This is a genomic window from Mycoplana rhizolycopersici (genome assembly GCF_013378445.1).
In the GTDB taxonomy this organism is placed as follows: domain Bacteria; phylum Pseudomonadota; class Alphaproteobacteria; order Rhizobiales; family Rhizobiaceae; genus Mycoplana; species Mycoplana rhizolycopersici.
Genome location: NZ_JABXYK010000003.1, coordinates 383,045 through 406,064 on the forward strand (window position 1 = coordinate 383,045; position 23,020 = coordinate 406,064).

Consider the following 23,020-nt stretch of genomic DNA (forward strand, 5'->3'; position numbering starts at 1 on the left):
CAAGGGGGGCGCATCAGCCGACGCCGACGGCGCCCTGTAACATTTGGGCGACCGCCGGACGGCTCGGCACAGGCTCAGACGTTGAGCAGCAGGAATTCGCGTTCCCAGGGGCTGATCACCTGCATGAACGTCTCGAACTCGCCGCGCTTGACGCCGGCATAGAGCCCGATGAACTCCGGGCTGAAGGCGTCGTTGAGCGCCGGATCGGATTCCAGCAGCGAAACCGCTTCCAGAAGGCTGCGCGGCAGGTCGATCGAGCCTTCGTTGGCAGTGTCCTCCGTCGGCGCCGACGGCTCCACCTCGTTCATGATGCCGAGCAGGCCGCAGCCGAGCGAGGCGGCAAGCGCCAGATAGGGGTTGGCGTCGGAACCGGGCAGGCGGTTTTCGACGCGGCGTGCGGCGGCGTCCGACACCGGAATGCGGAATGCGGTTGTCCGGTTGTCGTATCCCCAGGCGACGTTCACCGGTGCCGACATGTCGGGCGTCAGCCGGCGATAGGAATTCACATAGGGTGCCATCATCGCCAGCGTGCCCGGCACATAGCGCTGCATGCCGCCGATGAAGTGGAAGAACTCTTTCGATGCTGAGCCGTCGGGATTGGAAAAGACGTTCTTGCCGGTCTTGATGTCGACCACCGACTGGTGGATGTGCATGGCCGAGCCCGGCTGGCCCTGCATCGGCTTGGCCATGAAGGTCGCGTAGATGCCGTGCTTCAGCGCCGCTTCGCGGATCGTGCGCTTGAACATGAAGACCTGGTCGGCAAGCTCGATCGGATCGCCGTGGCGAAGGTTGATTTCCAGCTGCGCCGGCCCCTCCTCGTGAATGAGGGTGTCGATCTCCAGGCCTTGCTTTTCGGAGAAATGGTAGATGTCGTCGATCAGCTCGTCGAACTCGTTGATGCCGGCGATGGAATAGCCCTGTCCGCCCAGGATCGAGCGTCCCGAGCGCCCCTTGGGCGGGTGCAGCGGATAGTCCGGGTCGTCATTGAGGGCGACGAGATAGAATTCGATTTCCGGTGCGACGACCGGCCGCCAGCCGCGCTCGTGATAGAGCCGCACGACATTCTTGAGCACGTTGCGCGGCGTATAGGCGACATCGTTGCCATTCGAGCCGACGATGTCGCAGATCACCTGCGCGGTCGGGTCGCTCTCCCAGGGCACGATCGAGAGCGTCGAAAGGTCGGGAACGAGCTTGAGGTCGCTGTCGCGCGGCTCATAGCGGAAGTTGCCGGTCTCTTCCGGGTACTCGCCGGAAATCGTGTGGCGATAGAGTGCTGAGGGAAGCGCCAGCGAGGTGTTGGAGGTGAATTTGGACGACGGCATCATCTTGCCGCGCGGCACGCCCGCAAGGTCCGGGGTGATGCACTCCACGTCTTCGATGCCTCGTAGCTTGAGCCAGTCGGACGCCTCTTTCCAGTTGCTGACGCCGCGAAGCGAGTTCAGGGCGGGAGGGATCTTGGAGGAGCGGCTGGCTTTCTGGACGGTGGAGGCAACGGTCTTTTTTGAGGGCATGACACACCGGGGTTGGTTTCGGATAGGCCATCATATCCCGAGTTTGGGCATTGGCTAGGGGGGCAGAATGGCGAAAGGCGAGCTTTCCCGGGCGGATGCGGCAGGTGGCACCGGCACAGGTTGACTTTCGGCAAGCGAAAGGAAAAGGGAGAGGCCGAAACGGGGACGATGCGGCGTGGCGGAAAAGACGGACGTAGTCATCATCGGTGCCGGGGCAGCCGGCATGATGTGTGCGATCGAGGCGGGCAAGCGCGGACGGCGCGTGCTCGTGATCGACCATGCCCGTGCGCCTGGCGAGAAGATCCGCATCTCCGGCGGCGGCCGCTGCAACTTCACCAACATCCATGCGGAGCCCAGGAACTTCCTGTCGCAGAACCCGCATTTCTGCAAATCCGCCCTCGCACGCTACACGCCGCGCAATTTTCTCGGCCTCGTCGAGAAGCACGGTATTGCCTGGCATGAAAAGACGCTGGGGCAGCTCTTCTGCGACCATTCCGCCAAGGACATCATCGCCATGCTCCTCAAGGAGATGCGCGACGCCGGTGCCGAACTGCGCCTGATGACGGACGTCTCGTCCGTCGAGAAGACAGCAACCGGCTTCCGTGTTTCCACGAGCGGCGGCACGGTCGACACCGCCTCGCTCGTCATCGCAACCGGGGGAAAATCGATCCCGAAGATGGGCGCGACGGGCTTTGCCTATCGGATCGCCGAGCTCTTCGGCCTGCGCGTGGTGGAGACCCGCCCCGGTCTGGTGCCGCTGACGCTTGATCCCCAGTCACTCGCCGCGCACGAGGGCATGCCGGGTGTCGCAGTGGAGGTGGTCGCCCGTCACGGAAAGACCGAGTTTCGCGAGGCGATGCTCTTTACCCATCGCGGCTTGAGTGGCCCGGCCATCCTGCAGATATCTTCCTTCTGGCGTGAAGGCGACGAAATCACGCTGCACCTGCAGCCGGACGTCGATCTTGCAGTCCTTCTCGCGGCGGCGCGAAAGGAAAACGGCAAGCAGGCGGTCCAGACGGTTTTGTCGGAGCACATGCCCCGAAAGCTCGCGCAGCTCCTTGTCGGCCAGTCGGGCGTCGACGGGCCGCTGGCGGAAGTCGCGGGGCGAAAGATCGAAATGCTTGCGGAGCATGTCCGCCGCTGGCGGATCCGCCCGGCGGGATCGGAAGGCTACCGCACCGCCGAGGTGACGCTGGGCGGCGTGGACACCGACGAACTGGACTCGCGTACGATGGCGGCGAAATTGGTCCCGGGACTGCATTTCATCGGCGAGGCGGTGGACGTCACCGGCTGGCTCGGCGGCTACAATTTCCAGTGGGCCTGGGCCTCCGGTCATGCCGCCGGGCAGGAGGTTTGAAGGCCTGCACAGGCGCGTGCATGCCCCTGCGAAAGTAGGGGTCGCAAACAGGCGAGGGCCGATTTACGGTTCATTAAGAGGTGCGGGCCGATCCTGCCGAAAGCCGGCGTTTCGCCGCCCGTTTTTCAGGATATCCGGGGAAACGGAAGAGCGGCCGAAATGACATGACGTGGGCCGGCTGGCCGGATCAACCGGGATGCCCGTAGCTCGTAACCGGAGTCTTGCCATGACCGCAGCACACCGCCGTCCCGTCGCCCGCGCTCTCGCCATCGCCGCCGAAGAAAAGCGCCGTGCCGCGTTGGGCATCGCCTTCAATTGCACCGTGGCTGCGCTGCTTCTGGCGCTCGTTGCCGCATCGATCGCCTGGTTCCACTGACCGGTCTGCAAATGGGTCGTCCAGGCCGGTCGGTTGGCGGCAAAAGTATGATCAATCGCTTTAATCGTTTGAAGTTTCTTAAAACTTCACCCCCATGATTGCCGGAAACTGACCCGAACCGCGCCGACTGCGCAGCGGTCCTGCAATGATTGCGCCCGGGTCAAACGGCGAAAATCCGTATTTTTATCAGATCAATTTCGCATGACCGACCCCTGGGAGACCCGTGACGATGCGGGTGGGGGGAGGCGGTCGGCCGCAGGGAGTGATGCCCGATGTTCATCGACAGGGTGCTTGCCCGCTTCAAGATTCAGACCAAGGTCGTTCTCTTCATTCTTCCTTTCGTCGTCAGCATCAGCGCCGTCGGCCTCACCGGCCTCTATGCTTCGGGCATGCTGCAGGGACGCATGGAAATCTCAAACAGCGTGCTGCAGTCGCTGAGCGGCTTCAAGGACGTCTATGCGGGAATGAACGCGTTCCTGCAGCAGACGTCTGAGGAGACGCGCGACGCCGTAACCAGGACGATCGACGCGCAGCAGGAGTTGCTGGCGGATACATTTGCCCAGGTCGAGGACGAGGCCGGACGGCGGCAACTGCAGGAGGCCGTCGACGGCAGCACCATGATCGGGCAGCGCGTCGGCCAGCTTTGGACGCTGTACGAAAACGAACTCGCCTTGCGCCGGTCGATGGAAATGAGCCTCGCCAGCCTGCTCGGCGAACAGATGAAGGTGCTGGAGGAGGCGACCCGCATCGAGCGGGGCGTACGCAAGGACGAAGAGGCGGCAAAGACCCTGCTGCGTGAGGCGGAGCGTCTGAAATCCGCAAGCGACGCGCTGAACGCGTTTTCGGCAAGCTTTTCCCGGGCACCCGACGCCGAACAGAAGATCAAGGTTGCCGCCGACGCGCAGGCAGAGCTGGTCAAGCTGACGCGCCGTGTCCGCACCGGCCTTCCTGCCAACCAGAAGGCTGTCCACGAGACGTTCGAGAAGACGGTGGACGAGATCGGCAAGCTTTCCACCAGCGGCGACAAGAGCGAGGAAAATGCAGCAGCGATCGGCCGCCTCATCGCACGCTTCCGCCAGACAGGGATCCAGCTGCAGAGTGCTGCCGCCCTGAAGATGCGCGACGCGACGATCACCTTTTCAAAGCTTGATGCGCCGCTGGTCAAGGCTGGCGCGCTGCTGGCCGTCACGCGCAAGCTCGTGAATTCGGCCTACTCGATCCGCATCGCCGCCGCGGGCTTCCTGCAGCGGCCCGACCAGGCGGGACGCGACAGGCTCGTGCGCGAGTTCAAGGTGATGGAGGCCGATATCCAGAGCCTGTCCAACACCGCAGCCGAGCTTCCCTTCTTCGAGAAGCTGATCGGCTCGCTGGCGCCGATGATCCGGCAGATGAACGAGGACAGCGCCGCCCTGGTCGAGATCAGCTACAAGCGCGAGGCCGAGTTCACAGCCGCGGCTGGCGACATCGACCGGATCTGGGGGCAGATGACTGCCTTCGCGGAAGGCCAGAAGAACAATGCCTCCGTCGAGAGCGAGAAGGCAAACCAGGTGTCGGTGTTGGCCACGGTTTCGGGCATCGTGATCGCCCTGCTCGCCGGCGGCGCCCTGGTGTTGACGCTGAAGGGGCCGATCGGCCAGATCACGGCGGCGATGCGCCGGCTGGCCGACGGCGTGCTCGATACCGCCATCGACGGCGGCGCGCGCCGCGATGAAATCGGCGACATGGCCCGTGCACTCGGTGTGTTCAAGGAAAACGCCCTGTCGAAGATCCGCATCGAGGCCGAGAGCGAGGAGCAGCGTACGGCGGCCGATGCGGAACGGGCGCGGAACGATGCGGAGAAGCGCGAACTGGATCACCAGATCGACTTTGCCGTGAACGCGCTTGCCGCGGGGCTCGGCAGGCTGGCGCAGGGAGATCTTTCCCGCCAGATCGATACGCCGTTCACCGGTCGCCTGGAACAGCTTCGTCAGGACTTCAACGTGTCGCTGACCCGCCTGCAGGATACGCTCGGCCAGATCCGCAATAACGCGCTGTCGATCCAGCAGAGCGGCGCCGAACTGCGCGGCTCTTCCGACCAGCTCTCCAAGCGCACGGAAGCGCAGGCCGCCTCGCTTGAGGAAACGGCCGCAGCCGTCGACCAGATCACGGTGACGGTCAGGGCTTCGGCAGAGCGGGCGCACGAGGCCAACACCGTCGTCGTCGAGACCAAGCGCAATGCCGACAGCTCGGCCGCCGTCGTCGGCAACGCGATCTCGGCCATGGGCCGCATCGAGGACGCGTCGCGCAAGATCGAGCAGATCATCGAGGTGATCGACGACATCGCCTTCCAGACCAACCTTCTGGCGCTGAATGCCGGGATCGAGGCGGCGCGTGCGGGCGAGGCCGGCAAGGGCTTCGCCGTCGTCGCACAGGAGGTCCGGGAACTGGCGCAGCGTTCGGCGGAAGCCGCCCGCGAGATCAAGGTCTTGATCGAAAAGTCCACGCAAGAGGTCAACGCCGGCGCACGGCTGGTGCAGGAGACGGGCTCCGTTCTGGCTTCGATCAGCCAGCAGATCGTTTCCGTCAGCCAGCACGTCGACATGATGGCGACCGCCAGCCGCGACCAGGCCGTGGCGCTGAACGAGGTCAACGGTTCGGTCAACCAGATGGACCAGATGACCCAGCAGAACGCAGCCATGGTGGAGACGACCACGGTCGCCTGCCGCCAGCTTTCGAGCGAGGCCGACACCTTGATGATGCTCGTCGAGCAGTTCCGGTTGGAAGCTGCCGAAGCGCGCACTTACACGACCTACGAAGCGGCCTGATCGTCGCGCCTCCGGTTTCTGGAAACGCCGTCCCGCAGCCATGTGGGACGGCGTTTTGCGTTGTTGCTTGCCGTCGATCGTCAGAGAAGCAAAATTGTCAATTGTCAGACTTAAGGCGCAACCTTCAGTTTTTCTTATCAAGTGCAGCCTAAGCTACACGCTCGATATTCAGGAGTGTCGTATGTTTCGAATGGTCAAGACCTCGATCGCTGCTCAGTATGTTGCCATGACGATCGGTCTCATCTTTCTCACCGGTGCGGTCATCGTCGGCGTCATGCACTACAACCTGCGCCAATACGTCCTGCAGGAGGCGGCCACCGATGCGCGGGATGCGAGCCGCAACATGGCGGTGCTGCTGGCGGGCGATATCGATGGTGCGAAGATCGACATCGAGAACGGAACGCTGGCCTCGGTGACGGCCGAATCGGTACCGGACTTTGCCGACCACAGTCTCGTCGACCGGACGGCGCAATCGATCGCCGGCGTTGCCACCATCTTCCGCAGGGATGGCACGGACTACCTTCGCGTCTCGACCAACGTGAAAAAGGAAGACGGCAGCCGCGCGGTCGGCACCAGGCTCGCAGCCGATCATCCCGCCCAGGCAGCACTTGCCAGAGGCGAGGCCTATTATGGTCCCGCCGAGCTTTTCGGCAGGCAGTTCATGACCGGGTATTTCCCGATCAAGGCGCAAGGCGGCGCCAACGTCGGGATGATGTTCATCGGCATCCCTATGGAAGTCTATTTTGCCAAGATCCACACGCTGCAGGTCATGGCGGTGGCTGCCGGGCTGTTCGCATTGTTCGTCTTCGGCGCACTCGCCTACGCCGCGGTAAGGCGTTCGGTGCGGCCGTTGCGCTCGCTCATCGCCGCCGTCCGCGACATTGCCGATGGACGGCTTGAGGCCGAAGTCCCCTGTCTTGATAAGGCCAACGAGTTCGGTCAGATCGCACGCGCCCTCGAGGTCTTCCGCGACAATGCCGCGCGCAAGATCTCGGCCGAGCGCGAGGCCGCTGCCCGGCAGGAGGAAGCGGCTAGCGAGCGGACGCGTGCGGATGGCGAAAAGCAGGAGACCGATCGCCAGATCTCCTTTGCGGTCGACGAGCTTGCTGCCGGCCTTGGCCGGTTGGCACAGGGAGACGTCTCCCGTCGCATCGACAGCCCGTTTGCCGGGCGGCTCGACGATCTGCGCCGCGATTTCAATGCTTCGCTCGTACGGCTTCAGGACACGCTGTTGCAGATCCGCGCCAATGCGGCGTCGATCCAGCATAGCGGTGGCGAGATGCGGCAGTCCGCCGACGCCCTCTCGCGGCGGACGGAATCCCAGGCCGCCTCGCTGGAGGAGACCGCTGCCGCAGTCGAGGAGATCACCGTAACCGTTCGCGCTTCCGCCGAGCGGGCGCAGGAAGCAAACATCCGGGTTACGGAGACGCGCCGGACCGCGGACGAATCCGGCCTAGTCGTCTCCAGCGCGATCGCCGCGATGGGCCGCATCGAAGAGGCTTCGCGAAAGATCGAGCAGATCATCGAGGTGATCGACGATATCGCCTTCCAGACCAACCTTCTGGCATTGAACGCAGGCATAGAGGCGGCGCGCGCCGGCGATGCCGGCAAGGGTTTTGCGGTCGTTGCCCAGGAGGTGCGCGAACTCGCCCAGCGCTCGGCCGAGGCGGCGCGCGAGATCAAGTCCCTGATCGAGAGATCGACGCAGGAGGTGGAGGCCGGCTCCCGTCTCGTTCAGGATACCGGTGCCGTGCTTTCCACGATCAGTACGCAGGTGGCTGCCGTCAGCCAGCACGTCGAGACCATTGCCACGGCCAGCCGTGATCAGTCCGCAGCGCTGCAGGAAGTCAATACGTCCGTCAACCAGATGGACCAGATGACCCAGCAGAACGCCTCCATGGTGGAGACCACGAGTGCCTCCAGCCGCAAGCTGGCGGATGAAGCCGACGCGCTGATGGCGCTGGTCGCGCAGTTCCGCCTGGCGGAACAAGGCAGCCCGGCGCGGCAATACGCCGCCTGAGGTGAGGGGCAGCCGATAGTCTGAATACAGGCGTGCAGCAGGAACTGACCGCTCCGGCGGCGCTACTCCAGCAGCCGCGCCACGAGCGAGGCCTGGGAATTGACCTCGAGCTTCTTGAAGATGTTCTTCACATGCGAGCGCACGGTCTCGTAGCTGAGGCCGCCCCCAAGGGCGATCTCTCTCAGTGACAGGCCTGCGGCGATCGCCGAGGAAATCTCGGCCTCCTTCGGCGTCAGCCGGTAGCGGACCTGGATGTGCTCGCTTTTCTGGTGCGCGGCAGCGCTCGGCTCGATGATGACGGCGACCGTCGGGCCGTTGAGGAGTTCGGTGAAGGGATCGGACTTCAGACGTAAGAGCGTCAGCTTGTAGCGCGTTCCGGTGGCGGATTTTTCGACCGCCACATAGGGCTTGAGCTGCAATCCCTGCCGGGACAGCAGAAATCTCAATGTCTCCGCGGCTCGCTCGCTTTTCAGCGCAAGCTTGCCGCCTGCCGTTACCGTCGCTGTCTCCCCGTCTGCGATCATGCTCTGCGCCCGGTCGTTCAGCGAACGGATACTTCCCGTTTCGGAGACGTAAATGAGGCCCGCGCCGATCGCTTCGAAAAGCGCGTGCCCGGCGTGCCGTTCTCCCGAAGTCAGATCGCCCCGCCGGGCGAAATCGACCGCGCGCCTGAGATGCGGGGCAAGCTCGGTGTAGAGCCCGGCTGCTTCGTGATTGAAATCGCTGTCGACGGAGGAGGTGCAGGTGGAGAGGATGAAGGTGCGGGTCGAATCCCGAACGATGGTGACGCCGATGCTTGTTTCGCAGCCGGTCTGGTTCTTCAGCCAGTCGTTGTAGAACTCCGTCTTGGCCAGCTCCGCGCGCGGGACGATGCTCTCGCCGGTCAACCCCTGGCCGACCGGCACCGAAAGCGTTCTGGGCACCCAGGGATTGATGGCGGCGAAATGCCGGTGGAACAGGTCGAGCTCGTGGCTGCTGAAGCCGGATACATAGCCGACATGGGCGACCGGCGAACCGATGTCCTGGTAGTGGAAGGCGGACTTGCCGTTTGGCAGGGTCGCCGCAAGCCGATCAAGAAAGTCCTGCCAGCTGCATTCGCCGAACACACTGCCGTAGATCAGATCCGTCAGTTCCGCCGAATTCGTCACCGCCATCCGCGACCCGAGCTTCCTCCGCCTTGATACGGAGGTAGATTTAAGGGGTATCCGGCCGGTTGTGCAATCGAAAAGACGGGCGCGCGATCCGCGGGGACCGTGGACGGCGATGCTTGTGAAGGCGGGCCGGCAAAGATGCCGGCCCGCCGCGCAGTTTGAGATCATCCGTCGGCAGTTGTCACGCCCGGCCCTGGGTGACGATCACGGGGATGAGAAGGTCGCCCCAATTGCCGTCGCCGCCGTGGTGGCGAGCCGAACGCACCAGCTCGACCGAGACCCCGGCCTCGACGGCCTTCATCACGGCATGGTTCAGGCGGTGAAGGTCGTTCGCGACCATGCGGATCAGGACCTGCTGGTCCGGTGTCATGGTCGAGGATTGTTCCTCTGCTCTTTCCTTCACACGGGTCTGGACGGTCATGGCATTTCTCCTCTTATGATCGGGGTTCTTGAAGTCTGGTCCTGGGGGTGTGCTTTATGTGTCTGTCTGCCTCTCCCCGAAAGCGGGGAGAGGATCGTGGCAAGGGCGCAATCTCGCCGCCTGAGATGCCGGTTACTCCGCCGCTGGCCGGAACTGATCGTGCTCCGTCGATTCCTTCATCGCCGTCGTGGACGACTGCCCGCCGGTGATCGCCATCGAGACGGCGTCGAAATAGCCGGTGCCGACTTCGCGCTGATGCTTGGTCGCCGTATAGCCGTTGACCTCGGCGGCGAACTCCGCCTCCTGCAACTCCGAATAGGCGGCCATCTGCCGATCCTTGTAGCCGCGCGCCAGCTCGAACATGCCGAAGTTGAGCTGGTGGAAGCCGGCGAGCGTGATGAACTGGAACTTGTAGCCCATCGCGCCCAGCTCGCGCTGGAACCTGGCGATCGTCGCGTCGTCCAGGTTCTTCTTCCAGTTGAACGAAGGCGAGCAGTTGTAGGCCAGCAGCTTGCCCGGATGCGCCTTGTGGACGCCTTCGGCGAACTTGCGCGCCTGCTCGAGATCCGGCTTGGAGGTTTCGCACCAGATCAGGTCGCAGTGCGGCGCATAGGCGACGGCGCGCGCGATGCAGGGCTCCAGCCCGTTCCTGACCTGATAAAAGCCTTCCACCGTGCGCCCGGCATCGTAGTCGACGAAAGGCTGGTCGCGTTCGTCGATATCGGAGGTCAGGAGTTTTGCTGCTTCCGCATCGGTGCGGGCGATCACTAGCGTCGGGGTTCCCATGACGTCGGCGGCAAGCCGGGCCGCATTGAGGTTGCGGATATGGGCGGCCGTCGGGATCAGCACCTTGCCGCCGAGATGGCCGCACTTCTTCTCAGACGCCAGCTGGTCTTCGTAGTGGACGCCGGCAGCACCTGCCTCGATGAAGGCCTTCATGATCTCGAAAGCGTTGAGTGGGCCGCCGAAACCGGCCTCCGCGTCGGCGACGATCGGCGCGAACCAGGTGTCGACCGAGAGGCCCTTGCCCTCGGAAGTCTCGATCTGGTCGGCGCGCTGCAGGGTCCGGTTGATGCGCTTGGCAAGTTCCGGCGCCGCATTGGCGGGATAGAGCGACTGGTCGGGATACATGGCCGAGGCAGTGTTGGCGTCGGCTGCGACCTGCCAGCCCGAGAGATAGATCGCCTTCAGGCCGGCGCGGACCATCTGCATGGCCTGGTTGCCGGAAAGCGCGCCGAGCGCATTGACGAAATCCTCTTGGTGGATCAGCTGCCAGAGGCGGTTTGCACCCATTTCGGCGAGCGAGTGACGGATTTCGACCGAGCCGCGCAGGCGCTTCACGTCTTCTGCCGAATAGGGGCGCGTGATGCCGTCGAAGCGGCCCTTCGGAGCACTCGGAACGAGATTGTAAAAATCAGTCATATAATCCATCCTCCATGTCGAACTTTTGTTGCCTGCGCTGAGTGCCGACTTGCGAATTGCGCAAGGCTGATGTGAATTTATTTACATCGCAGCGCAAAATTCTTCGAGGAGAAATGAATAATCGAGCTGTAGAAACGGGTTAACATGTGTCCGGCTTGACAAGCTGCCGCTGTAAAATTGTAAATAATGTAAAAGCGTCGCGCGACGCAAACGATGCTCCGAAGTGTCAAAGGATTGACAATGGCCGAGAACAAGATCTTTGCAGGCCCGAAGGTCCGCCGGATCCGCAACACGCTCGGGCTGACGCAGACGGCCATGGCGGAAGCGCTGTCGATCTCGCCCTCCTATCTCAACCTGATCGAACGCAACCAGCGGCCGCTGACGGTGCAGCTGCTGTTGCGGCTCGCATCCGTCTACAAGGTCGACATCGAGGATCTCCAGGGCGAGGCGAGCGGCAGCATCCGGCAACTGCGCGAAGTGTTCGCCGACCCGCTTCTCTCCGGTGAGCTGCCGGGTGATCTGGAGCTGGTCGAAGTGGCGGAAGCTGCGCCGAACGTTGCCAGTGGTATCCTCAAGCTCTACCGCGCCTATCGCGAGCAGGCGTCGCGCCTTTCCGATCTCGCCGATCTTCTGGCGAGCGAGGGGCGGGCGACTGCGATCGCCGGCGCACGCCTGCCGATGGACGAGGTGCGCGAGGCACTGGAGCAGCGGGCGAACTATTTCGACGGCATTGACGTGGCCGCGGAGGCCTTTCATGCCGCGCTTGCTCCGGGCGACGATTTGCTGGGCGCGCTCAAGGCGTGGCTGAGAAAGGAGCACGGTGTCGTCGTGCGCGTGCTGCCGATCCATACGATGCCGACACTGCGCCGGCGGTTCGATCGCCATTCCATGCGGCTGTTCCTGTCGGAGCGGCTTTCGCATCACGGGCAACTGGGCGAGGTGGCAATGGAGGTGGCGCAACTTGCATTGAACGAGCAGATTGCGCACGAGCTGGACGCTCTCGCGCTGTCGGGCAGCGAGGCGCGCCGGATCGCCCGCTTTGAGCTCGCCAGATACGGCGCCCACGCCCTGATCATGCCCTACGACGCTTTCTTTACCGCCGCCCAGCGCGCGCGTTTCGATCTCGACGTGTTGCGGGCACGCTTTGCGGTTTCCTTCGAACAGGTGGCAAACCGGCTGACAACACTGCAGCGTCAGGGGCAGGTGGCCATCCCCTTCTTCCTGCTGGAGATGGACAATGCCGGCCACCGCCTGCGCCGGGCGGGCGCACAGGGCTTCCCGCAGGCACGCTTCGGGGGCGGATGCCCCAAGCTCAATGTGCATGCGGCCTTTGCCCAGCCGGGGCAGATCCTCGTCGATTGCCTAGAGATGCCTGACGGCGCCGGTTTCCTGACGCTGTCGAGGACTGTTGACGGACCGCAGGCCGCGTTTGGCGAACGGGTACGGCGCACCGCGATCCTGGTCGGTTGCGAGGCGTCCCTTGCAAAGGAGACGATCTATGGCGAGGCAGTTGCAGCCCTGCCGCCAGTTGCCGCCGGAACCGCGTGCCGCTTCTGTGAACGACAGGGCTGTCTGGCCCGTGCCGAGCCGCCCGTGACGCGCCCTCTGGGGCTCGATGAGATGGTGGCCGGGCTCAGTCTCTTCGATTTTCAATGAATTTCCGCTTGCTTTCCGTCATTAAAGCGACTTCAAATATGATATGAATGGTGAGATTGTGATATCAAATCGACAAAGCTTTACGTGAGAATGAAGCTTGTCGCGCGTTGAAAAAGAAAGATAATCAATAAAGAACCGCCACTCGGGGAACCGATAAAACTGGGAGTTACATGCATGAAAAGACGTAACCTTTTGGCGACCGCCGCCGTGATTGCCCTGAGCGCCGTGATTGGCGTGCAGGCCGAGGCACAAGAAAGGGTTGTCAATGTCTACAACTGGTCCGACTACATAGACGAGTCCATCCTGGCCGACTTCACCAAGGAGACCGGCATCAAGGTCGTCTACGACGTGTTCGATTCCAACGAGACGCTGGAAACCAAGCTGCTCGCCGGAGGCACCGGCTATGACGTGGTCGTTCCGACCGGAAACTTCCTGCAGCGGCAGATCCAGGCCGGCGTCTTCCAGAAACTGGACAAGTCGAAGCTGCCGAACCTTTCCAACATGTGGGACGAAGTCTCGCAGCGCGTCGCAGCCTATGATCCGGGCAACGAATACGCCATCGACTACATGTGGGGCACGACCGGCATCGGCTACAACGTGAAGAAAGCCAAGGAGATCCTGGGCAGCGATGCGGCGCCGGGCTGGGACGTGATCTTCAATCCGGAGATCGCCGCGAAATTCAAGGATTGCGGCATCTACGTGCTGGACACGGCCGACGAGATCGTTCCCGCGGCGTTGAACTACCTGGGCCTCGACCCGAACTCCAAGGACACCGCCGATCTGGAAAAGGCAGGTGCGCTGCTGGAGTCGGTTCGCCCGTTCATCCGCAAGTTCCACTCTTCTGAATACATCAATGCGCTTGCAAATGGCGACATCTGCCTGGCGCTCGGCTGGTCCGGCGATATCCTGCAGGCGCGCGACCGTGCGGCAGAGGCCGGCGCTGGCGTCGAGGTGAACTACACGATTCCCGACGGCGGCGCGCTGATGTGGTTCGATATGATGGCGATACCGACGGATGCCCCGCATGTCGAGGAAGCACACGAGTTCATCAACTACATCATGAAGCCGGAAGTCGCGGCCAAGGCCTCGAACTACATCTTCTACGCAAACGGCAACAAGGCGTCGCAGGCCTTCATCGACAAGGAGATCATTGGCGATCCGGCGATCTATCCTCCGGAAGACGTGATGAAGAAGCTCTACACGAAGCTGCCCTACGATCCGAAGACGCAGCGGGTTGTGACCCGCATCTGGACCAAGGTCGTCACCGGCCAGTAATCCACGAGATACAAATTGCCCGGATAGCCTTCCGGGCAATTTGCTGTTGAGCGTCCAGTGCACGATTGGCGGTCGAAATCGACTTCCGGACGGGATCGTGCTGACATCGAACAAAAACAACCGGGGACAGTCAATGAAATCACTCGGCAACATCCGCCGCTCATTCGCGCCATGGGCGGATCCTCAGTCCAAGCCTTTCATCTCGTTCAGGAACATCACGAAGAAGTTTGGTGATTTCACCGCCGTCGACAACCTGACCCTCGACATCTACCACCGCGAGTTCTTCGCGCTTCTCGGCGCTTCCGGCTGTGGCAAGTCCACGCTGCTGCGCATGCTCGCAGGCTTCGAGCGCCCCACCTCCGGCGAGATCATCCTGGACGGGCAGGACATCGCAGCCATCCCGCCCTACAAGAGGCCAGTCAATATGATGTTCCAGTCCTATGCGCTGTTCCCGCACATGACGGTGGAGAGCAACATCGGTTTCGGACTGCGCCAGGATGGCATGCCCAAGGCGGAGATTGCCGAGCGCGTCCAGCAGATGCTCAAGCTCGTCAAGCTCGAACAGTTCGCCAAGCGCAAGCCCCAGCAGCTTTCGGGCGGCCAGCGCCAGCGCGTGGCGCTCGCCCGTTCGCTCGCCAAGCGGCCGAAAGTGCTCCTGCTGGACGAACCGCTCGGCGCCCTCGACAAGAAGCTGCGCGAGGAAACGCAGTTCGAACTGATGGACCTGCAGCAGCAGCTCGGCCTGACCTTCGTCGTGGTGACGCATGACCAGGAGGAGGCGATGACGATGGCGGACCGCATCGCGGTGATGAGCCACGGCAAGGTCGTCCAGGTGGCCACCCCGGCGGAGATCTACGAGGCGCCGAATTCCCGCTTCGTCGCCGACTTCATCGGCGACGTGAACATCCTGGAAGGCAGTGTGAAGGCCGCCGGCAACGGTCGCGTCGAGCTTTCAGGCGGCGACTTCACCGTTCGGGCCGTCAGCGATGCGGCACCGGCGATCGGCACGAGCGCGGCTTTCGCCATCCGTCCCGAGAAGCTGAAGGTCAGCCGCACCGCACCCGCCGATCCGGCCGTCAACACGTCCGAAGGTGAGATCTGGGATATCGCCTATCTCGGCGACATGACCGTGTTCCACGTCAAGCTTCCGAGCGGCAAGGTGGTCAAGACCTCGATGCTGAACGCACAGCGCGAGGTCGAAAACCCCATCGGCTACGACGAGAAGGTCTGGGTCTCCTTCGCCGAGACCGCCGGCGTCGTCTTGAGGGATTGAACCATGAAGGCGCTCGGATCCTCCATCTTCAGCCGCCTCGTCATCATCGTTCCCTATGTCTGGCTGCTGCTCTTCTTCCTCATTCCCTTCGTCATCGTCTTTCGCATATCGCTGTCGACGACGGCGATCGCCCAGCCGCCCTACGAGCCGGTCTTCTCGCTCGCAGACGGGCTCTCCGGCATCATCGACAATATCCGCCAGTTGAGCTTCGACAATTTCGTCTGGCTGACCGAGGACGCGCTCTATTTCAACGCCTATCTGTCGAGCATCAAGATCGCGGGCATATCGACGCTGCTGACGCTGCTGATCGCCTATCCGATCGCCTACGGCATGGCGCAGGCGCCGCGTACCTGGCGGCCGACGCTGCTGATGCTGGTGATCCTGCCGTTCTGGACGAGCTTTCTTATCCGCGTCTACGCCTGGATCGCCATTCTCAAGCCGGAAGGGCTTTTGAACCAGTCCCTGCTGTCCATCGGCGTCATCAGTGAGCCGCTGATCATTCTCAATACCAACTGGGCGATCTATATCGGCATCGTCTATTCCTACCTGCCCTTCATGATCCTGCCGATCTATTCGGCGCTGGAAAAGATGGACCACTCGCTGATCGAGGCGGCGCAGGACCTCGGCTGCCCGCCGATGACCGCCTTCTGGAAGATCACCTTCCCGCTGTCGCTGGCGGGCGTCGTGGCGGGCTGCATGCTCGTGTTCATTCCGGCCGTCGGCGAGTTCGTCATCCCTGATCTGCTTGGCGGTTCGCAGACGCTGATGATCGGCAAGACGCTGTGGAACGAATTCAACTCCAACCGTGACTGGCCGGTCTCGGCGGCAGTGGCCACCGTGCTCCTGCTGATCCTCGTGGTTCCGATCGTGTTCTTCCAGAACATGCAAGCCAAGGCCGACGAGAAGGGGAGATAAGCCATGACACGCTGGTCACGCTTCAATATCGTCTCGGTCGTGCTGGGCTTCGCTTTCCTGTACCTGCCGATCGTTCTGCTGGTCATCTTCTCGTTCAACGAGTCCAAGCTCGTCACGGTCTGGGCGGGCTTTTCGACCAAATGGTACGTCTCGCTGTTCAACAACCAGGGCCTGATGGATGCCGCCTGGGTGACTATCCGCGTCGCCCTCCTGTCGGCAACCGTCGCGACGGTTCTCGGGACCATGGCGGCGCTCTCGCTCGTGCGCTACACGCGCTTCCGCGGCAGGATGCTGTTTTCCGGGATGGTCTATGCCCCGCTCGTCATGCCCGAGGTCATCACTGGCCTGTCGCTCCTGCTGCTGTTCGTCGCCGTCGGCTTCGATCGCGGCTTCTGGACGGTGACGCTGGCCCACATAACGCTGACGATGTGCTTCGTCGCGGTCGTCGTGCAGTCGCGCCTGCTATCCTTCGATCGTTCGATCGAGGAGGCGGCGCTCGACCTGGGGGCGACGCCGCTGCGCACGTTCTTCGAGGTGACGCTGCCGATCATTGCGCCTGCGGTCTTCTCCGGCTGGGTGCTGGCTTTCACGCTGTCGCTCGACGATCTCGTGATCGCCAGCTTCACCTCCGGTCCCGGCGCCACGACGCTGCCGATGAAGATCTACAGCCAGGTGCGACTGGGCGTGACGCCGGAGATCAACGCGGCCTGCACGCTGTTGATCGCGCTTGTGGCGATCGGCGTCGTCATTGCCTCGATCGTCACCAAGCAGCGCGAACTTCAGCGCCAGCGCGACGAGCAGGCTGCCTTCGCCGGCCGTTGAAACAGATCCCTCGCCGGGCGGCCCGCCTCAGTTCGCCGGGATTTCCGTGAGTACGGATACGGGCGAGATCACGGGATCCGGCCAGGAGCCGCCGATGAGGAAATTGATCGTCGGCGACACGATCGCATCTTCCGACTGGACGCGGTCGGAGAGCGATCCTGCCAGCGCGACGTTTCTGCTGTGGTAGGGGATTACGCCGGACAGCGAAAGGCGCTTGTCGCGCCCGTCGAACGTGGCCTTGGTGAGTTCCGCCAGGCCGCGCTCGATCCGTCCCTCGATGAGGCCGTCGCTGAAATCGAACGAACCGTTCGCGGCCTTGCCCGCATTGAAGACGGCATTTCCCGCCATCTGTTCTTCGAAGGAGTCCGTGTCAAAGCTGGCAATCGTGCCCTGATCCAATTGGAACCGGAAGGTTCCCGATATGTCGCCCCTTTGCAGTTCCGAGACCGAGCGATCGGTGAAGAGGCTGACATCTGCGCTGCCGCGGCCGATCGGCAGCGGTCCGGACAATCCGGAAAATTCAACCAGCGCACCGAGGTCGGCATTTTGTAATGATAATTGCAGTTCACCGCCGGCGCTGCCCTTCTGGTCGCCGACCGAGATGTGGCCGCTGACATTGCCGCCGAGCAGCGCGGCATCGGCGATGTCGAGCGATGTATTCCCATCGATGGAGCGGATGCCTGCTGCAAGCTCTTCGAGCACGACCGGCTCGAGGAGCGCTTCGCGTGCGGACAGGCGCAGGTCCAGGTCTATCGCCGCAAGTGCCGCAACGGGTGCAGGAAAGGAGTCGTCGTCTCCGCCCGGCAGCGGTGAATAGGCGTCAATCATCGAACGCAGATCGATTTTGTCGAACGCGAGCGTCCCGCCGATGCGGGGTGTCCCTTTCGGAGGCAGGCTCACGTCGAGGGCGCCGGTGGCATGCGAATCCTGAACCTGGAGCATCAGGCCATCGACCCGGGCCGTGGCGCCGTTGGTGCTGAGCTGGCCTTCGAGGGAGACTGCGCCGAGCTGGCCCACCGGCGAAAAACGTGTGCCCTGCCAGGCAAGCAGATGCCCGAAGGATGGGGTTGAGAACTTGATGCGGCCGGCGGCGAAGGCGTTTGCGGACAGGTTTGCGGTGCCGTCGAAATCGACCGCCAGCGGATCGGACTCAAGCGTCACGCGTACTGCCGAGTTCTGGCCGTTGAGAAGCTGCATCGGCTGGCCGGCTCTCAGCTTCAGCCGCGCGACTTCTCCGTTGATCACCCCCTGCAGGGTGACGTCGAGTTTCGAGGAAACCGCGGACCAGTCGATGCTGCCTTCGAGGTCGGAGATGCGGTATTGTTCGTCGCGGAGAAAATCTTCGACCACGATTGCGCCATCGCGCATGGCGACATCGCCGAACTCCGGCAGCGGCACTGCCGCCTCCTGCGCGCCCGCGCTCCTGTTCTCGAGCGCATTGCGAATGTCGTCGCCCCGGCGCCAGTTGAGTTCGCCGCGTTCGTCGCGCCTGACGTGGAAGACGGGGCGGATGAGCTCCATCTCGCCAAGCGAAGGCGTACCGAACAGTGAACCGAGCAGGCCGAAATTGACCGAAACGCTCTGGGCGGTGAATAGCAGCCCGTCGCCATCCGTCGGTGCGGGGTCGGTCAGCCGGGCATGCTCGAAGCGCATCTGCGGATGCGGCCAGAAAGTGAAGGTCGGCGTGCCGCTGAAGCTGAGTTGTGCCCCGGTCCAGGCGGAGACCTTCGCTTCGATCTGCTCCTCGACGCTTTCCGACGAGATGAGCATCGGCCCCGACAGGCGCAGCACGACCACGAGCGCCGTCATCACCACGAAAAGCTGCAGCAGCAGCTTCGCCCGGAACCTGTTTTTAATGCCCATCACGTTGTCGGTCCGTTGCCCCGGATGCTCTGTCTCCTGCCCCTCGCAAGGGGATAGGCCTTCGGCCGGAAGAAATCAAATGGATGCGAACGCGAAATGCCGCTTTCGGCAAGGCTGCGCGTGTTGTCTCGCCTTTATATTGCAACGCACCATGATATACAGGCTCTATTGGAGTGGAGGAACAAAATGAACGGACAAAAGCCGCTTTGGGAGCCGTCGCGCGAAATCATGGAGAAGAGCCCGATGGCGCTCTTCATGAATGCCTGTGCGAAGACTGCGGGTCGCAGGTTTTCCGGATACGACGAGTTTCATGCTTGGTCGGTGGAGGATCGGGCCGCGTTCTGGTCTGCCGTTTGGGAGGATGGTCAGGTCATCGGCACGCGCGGCGAGCGGGCGCTCGTCAACGGCGACATCATGCTGGACGCACACTTCTTCCCCGATGCGACGCTGAATTTCGCCGAAAATCTGTTGCGCCGGACCGGGCGTGACGATGCGCTGGTGTTCCGCGGTGAGGACAAGGTCTCCTATCGCTGGAGCTGGGATGAGCTGCACGCCATCGTGTCGCGCCTGCAGCAGGCGTTTTCCGCCATGGGCATCGGGGAGGGCGACCGGGTCGCGGCCATGATGCCGAACATGCCCGAGACCATCGCCTGCATGCTTGCCGCAGCCTCGCTCGGCGCCATCTGGTCGTCGTGCTCGCCCGATTTCGGCGAGCAGGGCGTTCTGGATCGCTTCGGCCAGATCGAGCCGAAGCTGTTCATTGCTTGCGACGCCTATTGGTATGCCGGCAAGCTCCAGGACGTGCGCGCAAAGGTCAAGGCGGTCGCGGCAAAGCTCGGCGCGCCGCTTCTGGTCATTCCCTATGCCGGCGACGCGGTGGCCGTTGCCGCTTCGGTCGAAAAGGGCAGGACGCTTGCCGATTTCATCGCGGCGTTCGAGGCCCGGCCCGTCGCCTATCGCCGGCTGCCCTTTTCCCACCCGCTCTACATCCTGTTCTCGTCGGGAACGACGGGCGTGCCGAAGTGCATCGTCCATTCGGCCGGTGGCACGCTTCTGCAGCACCTCAAGGAACACCGCTATCATTGCGGCCTGCGCGAAGGCGAACGCCTTTTCTATTTCACCACCTGCGGCTGGATGATGTGGAACTGGCTTGTCTCCGGCCTCGCCGTCGGCGCCACGCTCTGCCTCTATGACGGCTCCCCTTTCCATCCCGACGGCAACGTCCTGTTCGATTATGCCGCCGAAGAGGGCTTTGCCGTGTTCGGCACCTCGGCGAAGTATATCGACGCGGTCAGGAAAGGCGGGCTGACGCCGCGCACGAGCCACGACCTTTCCGATCTGCGCCTCCTGACCTCGACCGGATCGCCGCTGTCGCCCGAGGGCTTCACCTTCGTCTACGAGGGGATCAAGCCCGACGTGCAGCTCGCGTCGATCTCCGGGGGAACCGATATCGTCTCCTGCTTCGTGCTCGGCGTGCCGCTGAAGCCGGTCTGGCGCGGGGAAATACAGGGGCCTGGCCTTGGCCTTGCGATGGACGTCTGGAACGAGGAGGGCCAGCCGGTCCGCCAGGAAAAGGGCGAACTCGTCTGCACGAAGGCGTTTCCCTCGATGCCGGTGATGTTCTGGAACGACCCGGACGGCGCGAAGTATCGCGCGGCCTATTTCGAGCGCTTCGACAATATCTGGTGCCACGGCGACTTCGCCGAGTGGACCAGCCACGGCGGCATCATCATCCATGGCCGCTCGGACGCCACGCTCAATCCCGGCGGCGTGCGGATCGGCACCGCCGAGATCTATAACCAGGTAGAGCAGATGGAGGAAGTGGCCGAAGCCCTGTGCATCGGCCAGGACTGGGATGACGACGTGCGTGTCGTTCTCTTCGTGCGGCTTTCGCCCGGCCACGTGCTGGACGAGTCGTTGGAAAAGGCGATCCGGACCCGCATCCGCACCGGCGCCTCGCCGCGTCACGTGCCTGCCAGGATCGTTGCGGTTGCCGACATCCCGCGCACCAAATCCGGCAAGATCGTCGAACTCGCCGTGCGCGAAGTGGTGCACGGGAGACCGGTGAAGAACAAGGAGGCTCTGGCCAATCCGGAGGCGTTGGAACTGTTCGCCAACCTGCCTCAGTTGCAGGACTGATCTGCCTCCCCTTGCGTAAGCCTCTGATGCCGTTAACGATTTCAAGCCGCCGGAATTAACCAGTTTCACCAAGAAGTGAATGTCGGGTGCGGCTTGAAATTCGTCAGGTAAGGATTTGTTAAGGTGCGAACGGCCATGGTCATTGCGACTTGAGCACGTCCAATGTGAGGACGATCGGCGGCCTTGCCGCCTTCATGGCATGACGTCGTAACCTGACGCTTTGGTTGGACAGCATAGAATTGTGACGGGCGGCCGAAAGGTCGCCCGCTTTTTATTTGCCGCCGTTCGTGCGGTTCAGTGAACGTGAGACGAAGAAAACGGGAATGAGCCCGGCCGCGACGATGATCATCGCCGCCACCGACGCATCCTCCACCTTGGCACGAGAGGCATCCTCGTAAACGAGCGTCGCCAGCGTATTGAAGTTGAACGGGCGCAGCATGATCGTGGCCGATAGTTCCTTCATCGCCTCGATGAACACCATCAGTGCCGCCGTCAACGTCGCGGGGCGCATCATCGGCAGCAGGACGGCACGCAATGTCTGGGCGCTCGTGCGTCCCAGCGTCCGCGAAGCCATGTCGAGGTGCGGCGAAAGCTTGTGGAAGCCGGCGTCGATCGTGCCTTCCGCCATCGTCAGGAATCGGACGGTGCAGGCGTATACGATGGCGACGCCGCTGCCGGTCAGAAGCAGGCCCGTCGAGAGGCCGAACCACTCCCGCATGACAGCGTCGACGCCGTTGTCGAAGCGTGCCAGCGGAATGAGAACGCCCATCGCCAGAACGGTGCCGGGCACGCCATAGCCGAACGAGGCGAGGCGCCCGGCAAGGATGGTCATCGGCGAGCGCGCCGTGCGCGCGGCATAGGCGAGCAGGAAGGCGAGCAGCACGGCGACGCATGCGGTCGAAAAAGAGATCAGCACGCTGTGCCAGAGCGCGGAGAGAAGGCGCAGCGAGGCGAACTGGTCGAGCCGCTGCAGCGCATAGCTTCCAAGGACGAGCACGGGGATGGCAAAGCCGAATGCCGGTGGGAGGAGGCAGGCGACGACTGCCGTCCAGCGCTTCCAGCCGGTGAGCCTGAGGCGGGTCGAATCGGCCACCGCCGCAGTCGTCTTGTTGCTGGTGAAGCGCTGCCGGCGTCGGGCCGCGCGCTCGATCACGAGCAGCATGGCTACGAAGACGAGCATGACGCAGGCGATCTGTGCCGCCCCTGCAAGGCTACCACGGTTGAGCCAGGTATCGAAGATCGAGAATGTCAGGGTCTGCACGCCGAGGTATTCCACCGCGCCGATGTCGTTCAGCGTCTCCATGGCGACGAGCGTCAGGCCGACCATGATCGCCGGCCGCGCCATCGGGATCTGGACCTTGGTGAAGACGGTCAGCGGGCCGGCGCCGAGCGTGCGGGCCACGTCGGCGGCGGCGCGGCCCTGCATCAGGAACATCGCGCGTGCGGCAAGAAACACATAGGGATAGAGGACGCTCGCAAGCACCAGCACCGCGCCCCCGGTGGTGCGCACCTCGGGGAACCAGTAGTCCCGCCGCGTCGCAAAGCCGAAAAGCGTGCGGATCGCGGTCTGGACGGGGCCGGTATAGTCCAGGAACTGGCCGAACGCATAGGCCGAGAGATAGGAGGGGATTGCCAGCGGCAGTACGAGCGCGACCGTCAGCAGCCGCCGCAGCGGAAATTCGCAACTCGCCGTCAGCCATGCGGTCACGACGCCGGTGATTGCCGTCGCCGTCGCAACGCCCGCGAGAAGCAGGAAGGTGCGCACCGTCGCGCGCGGCAGGACATTGTTGATCAGGTGCGGCCAGTCGCTGCCCGAGCCGCCGGCGGCGATCGTGATGATGGCGATCAGCGGCATCAGCACGACAAGCGAGGTGAAGAGCGCTGTCGCGACCAGCGTGCGATGGGTGTTGGCCCCCGATTTGACGCGCTTCCTCACATGGGCGAAACGGGAAATTGCCTGCAACGCTGTCGTCCTTTCATGCGCCCTTCCCTTGCGGGAAGGTTCATTCGGGCGT

16 protein-coding genes are annotated in these 23,020 nt (G+C 63.1%); 10 read left to right on the forward strand and 6 right to left on the reverse strand.

The window, feature by feature from the left end; genetic code table 11:
- Positions 1 to 74: 74 nt before the first annotated feature.
- Positions 75 to 1,511, reverse strand: a complete 1,437-nt coding sequence (locus tag HV823_RS07095; protein WP_176949021.1) for a glutamine synthetase family protein — start codon at positions 1,509 to 1,511, stop codon at positions 75 to 77.
- A gap of 175 nt (positions 1,512 to 1,686) precedes the next feature.
- Here HV823_RS07095 and HV823_RS07100 point away from each other — a divergent pair, with 175 nt between their 5' ends.
- From HV823_RS07100 to HV823_RS07115, 4 genes are all read left to right on the forward strand, one after another.
- A complete protein-coding gene (locus HV823_RS07100) occupies positions 1,687 to 2,868 on the forward strand; it encodes an aminoacetone oxidase family FAD-binding enzyme (RefSeq protein WP_176949022.1) in 1,182 nt (393 codons plus the stop codon).
- Positions 2,869 to 3,094: 226 nt separating this feature from the next.
- Positions 3,095 to 3,244, forward strand: a complete 150-nt coding sequence (locus tag HV823_RS07105) for a hypothetical protein (protein WP_176949023.1) — start codon at positions 3,095 to 3,097, stop codon at positions 3,242 to 3,244.
- A 272-nt stretch (positions 3,245 to 3,516) separates the two neighbouring features.
- Positions 3,517 to 6,048: a methyl-accepting chemotaxis protein gene (locus HV823_RS07110; protein ID WP_176949024.1), complete on the forward strand. Its 2,532-nt coding sequence runs from the start codon at positions 3,517 to 3,519 to the stop codon at positions 6,046 to 6,048.
- 181 nt (positions 6,049 to 6,229) lie between these two features.
- Positions 6,230 to 8,068, forward strand: coding sequence for a methyl-accepting chemotaxis protein (locus HV823_RS07115; RefSeq protein WP_176949025.1), 1,839 nt, complete (start codon positions 6,230 to 6,232; stop codon positions 8,066 to 8,068).
- A 62-nt stretch (positions 8,069 to 8,130) separates the two neighbouring features.
- Here the strand turns inward: HV823_RS07115 and HV823_RS07120 are convergent, their stop codons facing one another.
- The 3 genes from HV823_RS07120 to aceA form a co-directional block, all read right to left on the reverse strand.
- Positions 8,131 to 9,222, reverse strand: a complete 1,092-nt coding sequence (locus HV823_RS07120; RefSeq protein WP_176949026.1) for a helix-turn-helix transcriptional regulator — start codon at positions 9,220 to 9,222, stop codon at positions 8,131 to 8,133.
- Positions 9,223 to 9,400: 178 nt separating this feature from the next.
- The gene (locus HV823_RS07125) at positions 9,401 to 9,640 is read right to left on the reverse strand and encodes an SMc00767 family acetate metabolism repressor (protein WP_176949027.1); all 240 of its coding nucleotides are present in this window, start codon (positions 9,638 to 9,640) and stop codon (positions 9,401 to 9,403) included.
- A gap of 132 nt (positions 9,641 to 9,772) precedes the next feature.
- Complete coding sequence (gene aceA / locus HV823_RS07130) at positions 9,773 to 11,062, reverse strand: isocitrate lyase (RefSeq protein ID WP_176949028.1); 1,290 nt, start codon at positions 11,060 to 11,062, stop codon at positions 9,773 to 9,775.
- A gap of 240 nt (positions 11,063 to 11,302) precedes the next feature.
- Between aceA and HV823_RS07135 the strand changes: the two genes are divergently transcribed.
- The 5 genes from HV823_RS07135 (at position 11,303) to HV823_RS07155 (ending at position 17,003) form a co-directional block, all read left to right on the forward strand.
- Positions 11,303 to 12,718, forward strand: a complete 1,416-nt coding sequence (locus tag HV823_RS07135; RefSeq protein WP_176949029.1) for a helix-turn-helix domain-containing protein — start codon at positions 11,303 to 11,305, stop codon at positions 12,716 to 12,718.
- A 174-nt stretch (positions 12,719 to 12,892) separates the two neighbouring features.
- Positions 12,893 to 13,993, forward strand: a complete 1,101-nt coding sequence (locus HV823_RS07140; protein ID WP_176949030.1) for a polyamine ABC transporter substrate-binding protein — start codon at positions 12,893 to 12,895, stop codon at positions 13,991 to 13,993.
- Between the two features lie 133 nt (positions 13,994 to 14,126).
- Positions 14,127 to 15,266 carry an ABC transporter ATP-binding protein gene (locus tag HV823_RS07145; protein ID WP_176949031.1) on the forward strand — a complete coding sequence of 380 codons (1,140 nt, stop codon included), beginning with the start codon at positions 14,127 to 14,129 and terminating at the stop codon, positions 15,264 to 15,266.
- A 3-nt stretch (positions 15,267 to 15,269) separates the two neighbouring features.
- A complete protein-coding gene (locus HV823_RS07150) occupies positions 15,270 to 16,181 on the forward strand; it encodes an ABC transporter permease subunit (protein ID WP_176949032.1) in 912 nt (303 codons plus the stop codon).
- Between the two features lie 3 nt (positions 16,182 to 16,184).
- On the forward strand, positions 16,185 to 17,003 hold the full coding sequence (locus HV823_RS07155; RefSeq protein ID WP_176949033.1) for an ABC transporter permease: 819 nt from the start codon (positions 16,185 to 16,187) through the stop codon (positions 17,001 to 17,003).
- Between the two features lie 27 nt (positions 17,004 to 17,030).
- On the opposite strand, the gene HV823_RS07160 is transcribed toward HV823_RS07155, so the two are convergent.
- Positions 17,031 to 18,866 carry an AsmA family protein gene (locus HV823_RS07160; RefSeq protein ID WP_176949034.1) on the reverse strand — a complete coding sequence of 612 codons (1,836 nt, stop codon included), beginning with the start codon at positions 18,864 to 18,866 and terminating at the stop codon, positions 17,031 to 17,033.
- A gap of 186 nt (positions 18,867 to 19,052) precedes the next feature.
- Here HV823_RS07160 and HV823_RS07165 point away from each other — a divergent pair, with 186 nt between their 5' ends.
- Complete coding sequence (locus HV823_RS07165; RefSeq protein WP_176949035.1) at positions 19,053 to 21,005, forward strand: acetoacetate--CoA ligase; 1,953 nt, start codon at positions 19,053 to 19,055, stop codon at positions 21,003 to 21,005.
- A gap of 271 nt (positions 21,006 to 21,276) precedes the next feature.
- Here the strand turns inward: HV823_RS07165 and HV823_RS07170 are convergent, their stop codons facing one another.
- On the reverse strand, positions 21,277 to 22,860 hold the full coding sequence (locus tag HV823_RS07170; protein WP_176949081.1) for an ABC transporter permease: 1,584 nt from the start codon (positions 22,858 to 22,860) through the stop codon (positions 21,277 to 21,279).
- Between the last annotated feature and the right edge of the window lie 160 nt (positions 22,861 to 23,020).

Bases quoted from the DNA above. Each gene is read 5' to 3' on its own strand.
- HV823_RS07155 (WP_176949033.1), top strand. From the start codon at position 16,185: ATGACACGCTGGTCACGCTTCAATATCGTCTCGGTCGTGCTGGGCTTC.
- HV823_RS07110 (WP_176949024.1), top strand. From the start codon at position 3,517: ATGTTCATCGACAGGGTGCTTGCCCGCTTCAAGATTCAGACCAAGGTC.
- aceA (WP_176949028.1), bottom strand. From the start codon at position 11,062: ATGACTGATTTTTACAATCTCGTTCCGAGTGCTCCGAAGGGCCGCTTC.
- HV823_RS07165 (WP_176949035.1), top strand. From the start codon at position 19,053: ATGAACGGACAAAAGCCGCTTTGGGAGCCGTCGCGCGAAATCATGGAG.
- HV823_RS07105 (WP_176949023.1), top strand. From the start codon at position 3,095: ATGACCGCAGCACACCGCCGTCCCGTCGCCCGCGCTCTCGCCATCGCC.
- HV823_RS07115 (WP_176949025.1), top strand. From the start codon at position 6,230: ATGTTTCGAATGGTCAAGACCTCGATCGCTGCTCAGTATGTTGCCATG.
- HV823_RS07120 (WP_176949026.1), bottom strand. From the start codon at position 9,222: ATGGCGGTGACGAATTCGGCGGAACTGACGGATCTGATCTACGGCAGT.
- HV823_RS07140 (WP_176949030.1), top strand. From the start codon at position 12,893: ATGAAAAGACGTAACCTTTTGGCGACCGCCGCCGTGATTGCCCTGAGC.
- HV823_RS07170 (WP_176949081.1), bottom strand. From the start codon at position 22,860: ATGCCGCTGATCGCCATCATCACGATCGCCGCCGGCGGCTCGGGCAGC.
- HV823_RS07150 (WP_176949032.1), top strand. From the start codon at position 15,270: ATGAAGGCGCTCGGATCCTCCATCTTCAGCCGCCTCGTCATCATCGTT.
- HV823_RS07160 (WP_176949034.1), bottom strand. From the start codon at position 18,866: ATGGGCATTAAAAACAGGTTCCGGGCGAAGCTGCTGCTGCAGCTTTTC.
- HV823_RS07095 (WP_176949021.1), bottom strand. From the start codon at position 1,511: ATGCCCTCAAAAAAGACCGTTGCCTCCACCGTCCAGAAAGCCAGCCGC.
- HV823_RS07135 (WP_176949029.1), top strand. From the start codon at position 11,303: ATGGCCGAGAACAAGATCTTTGCAGGCCCGAAGGTCCGCCGGATCCGC.
- HV823_RS07145 (WP_176949031.1), top strand. From the start codon at position 14,127: ATGAAATCACTCGGCAACATCCGCCGCTCATTCGCGCCATGGGCGGAT.
- HV823_RS07125 (WP_176949027.1), bottom strand. From the start codon at position 9,640: ATGACCGTCCAGACCCGTGTGAAGGAAAGAGCAGAGGAACAATCCTCG.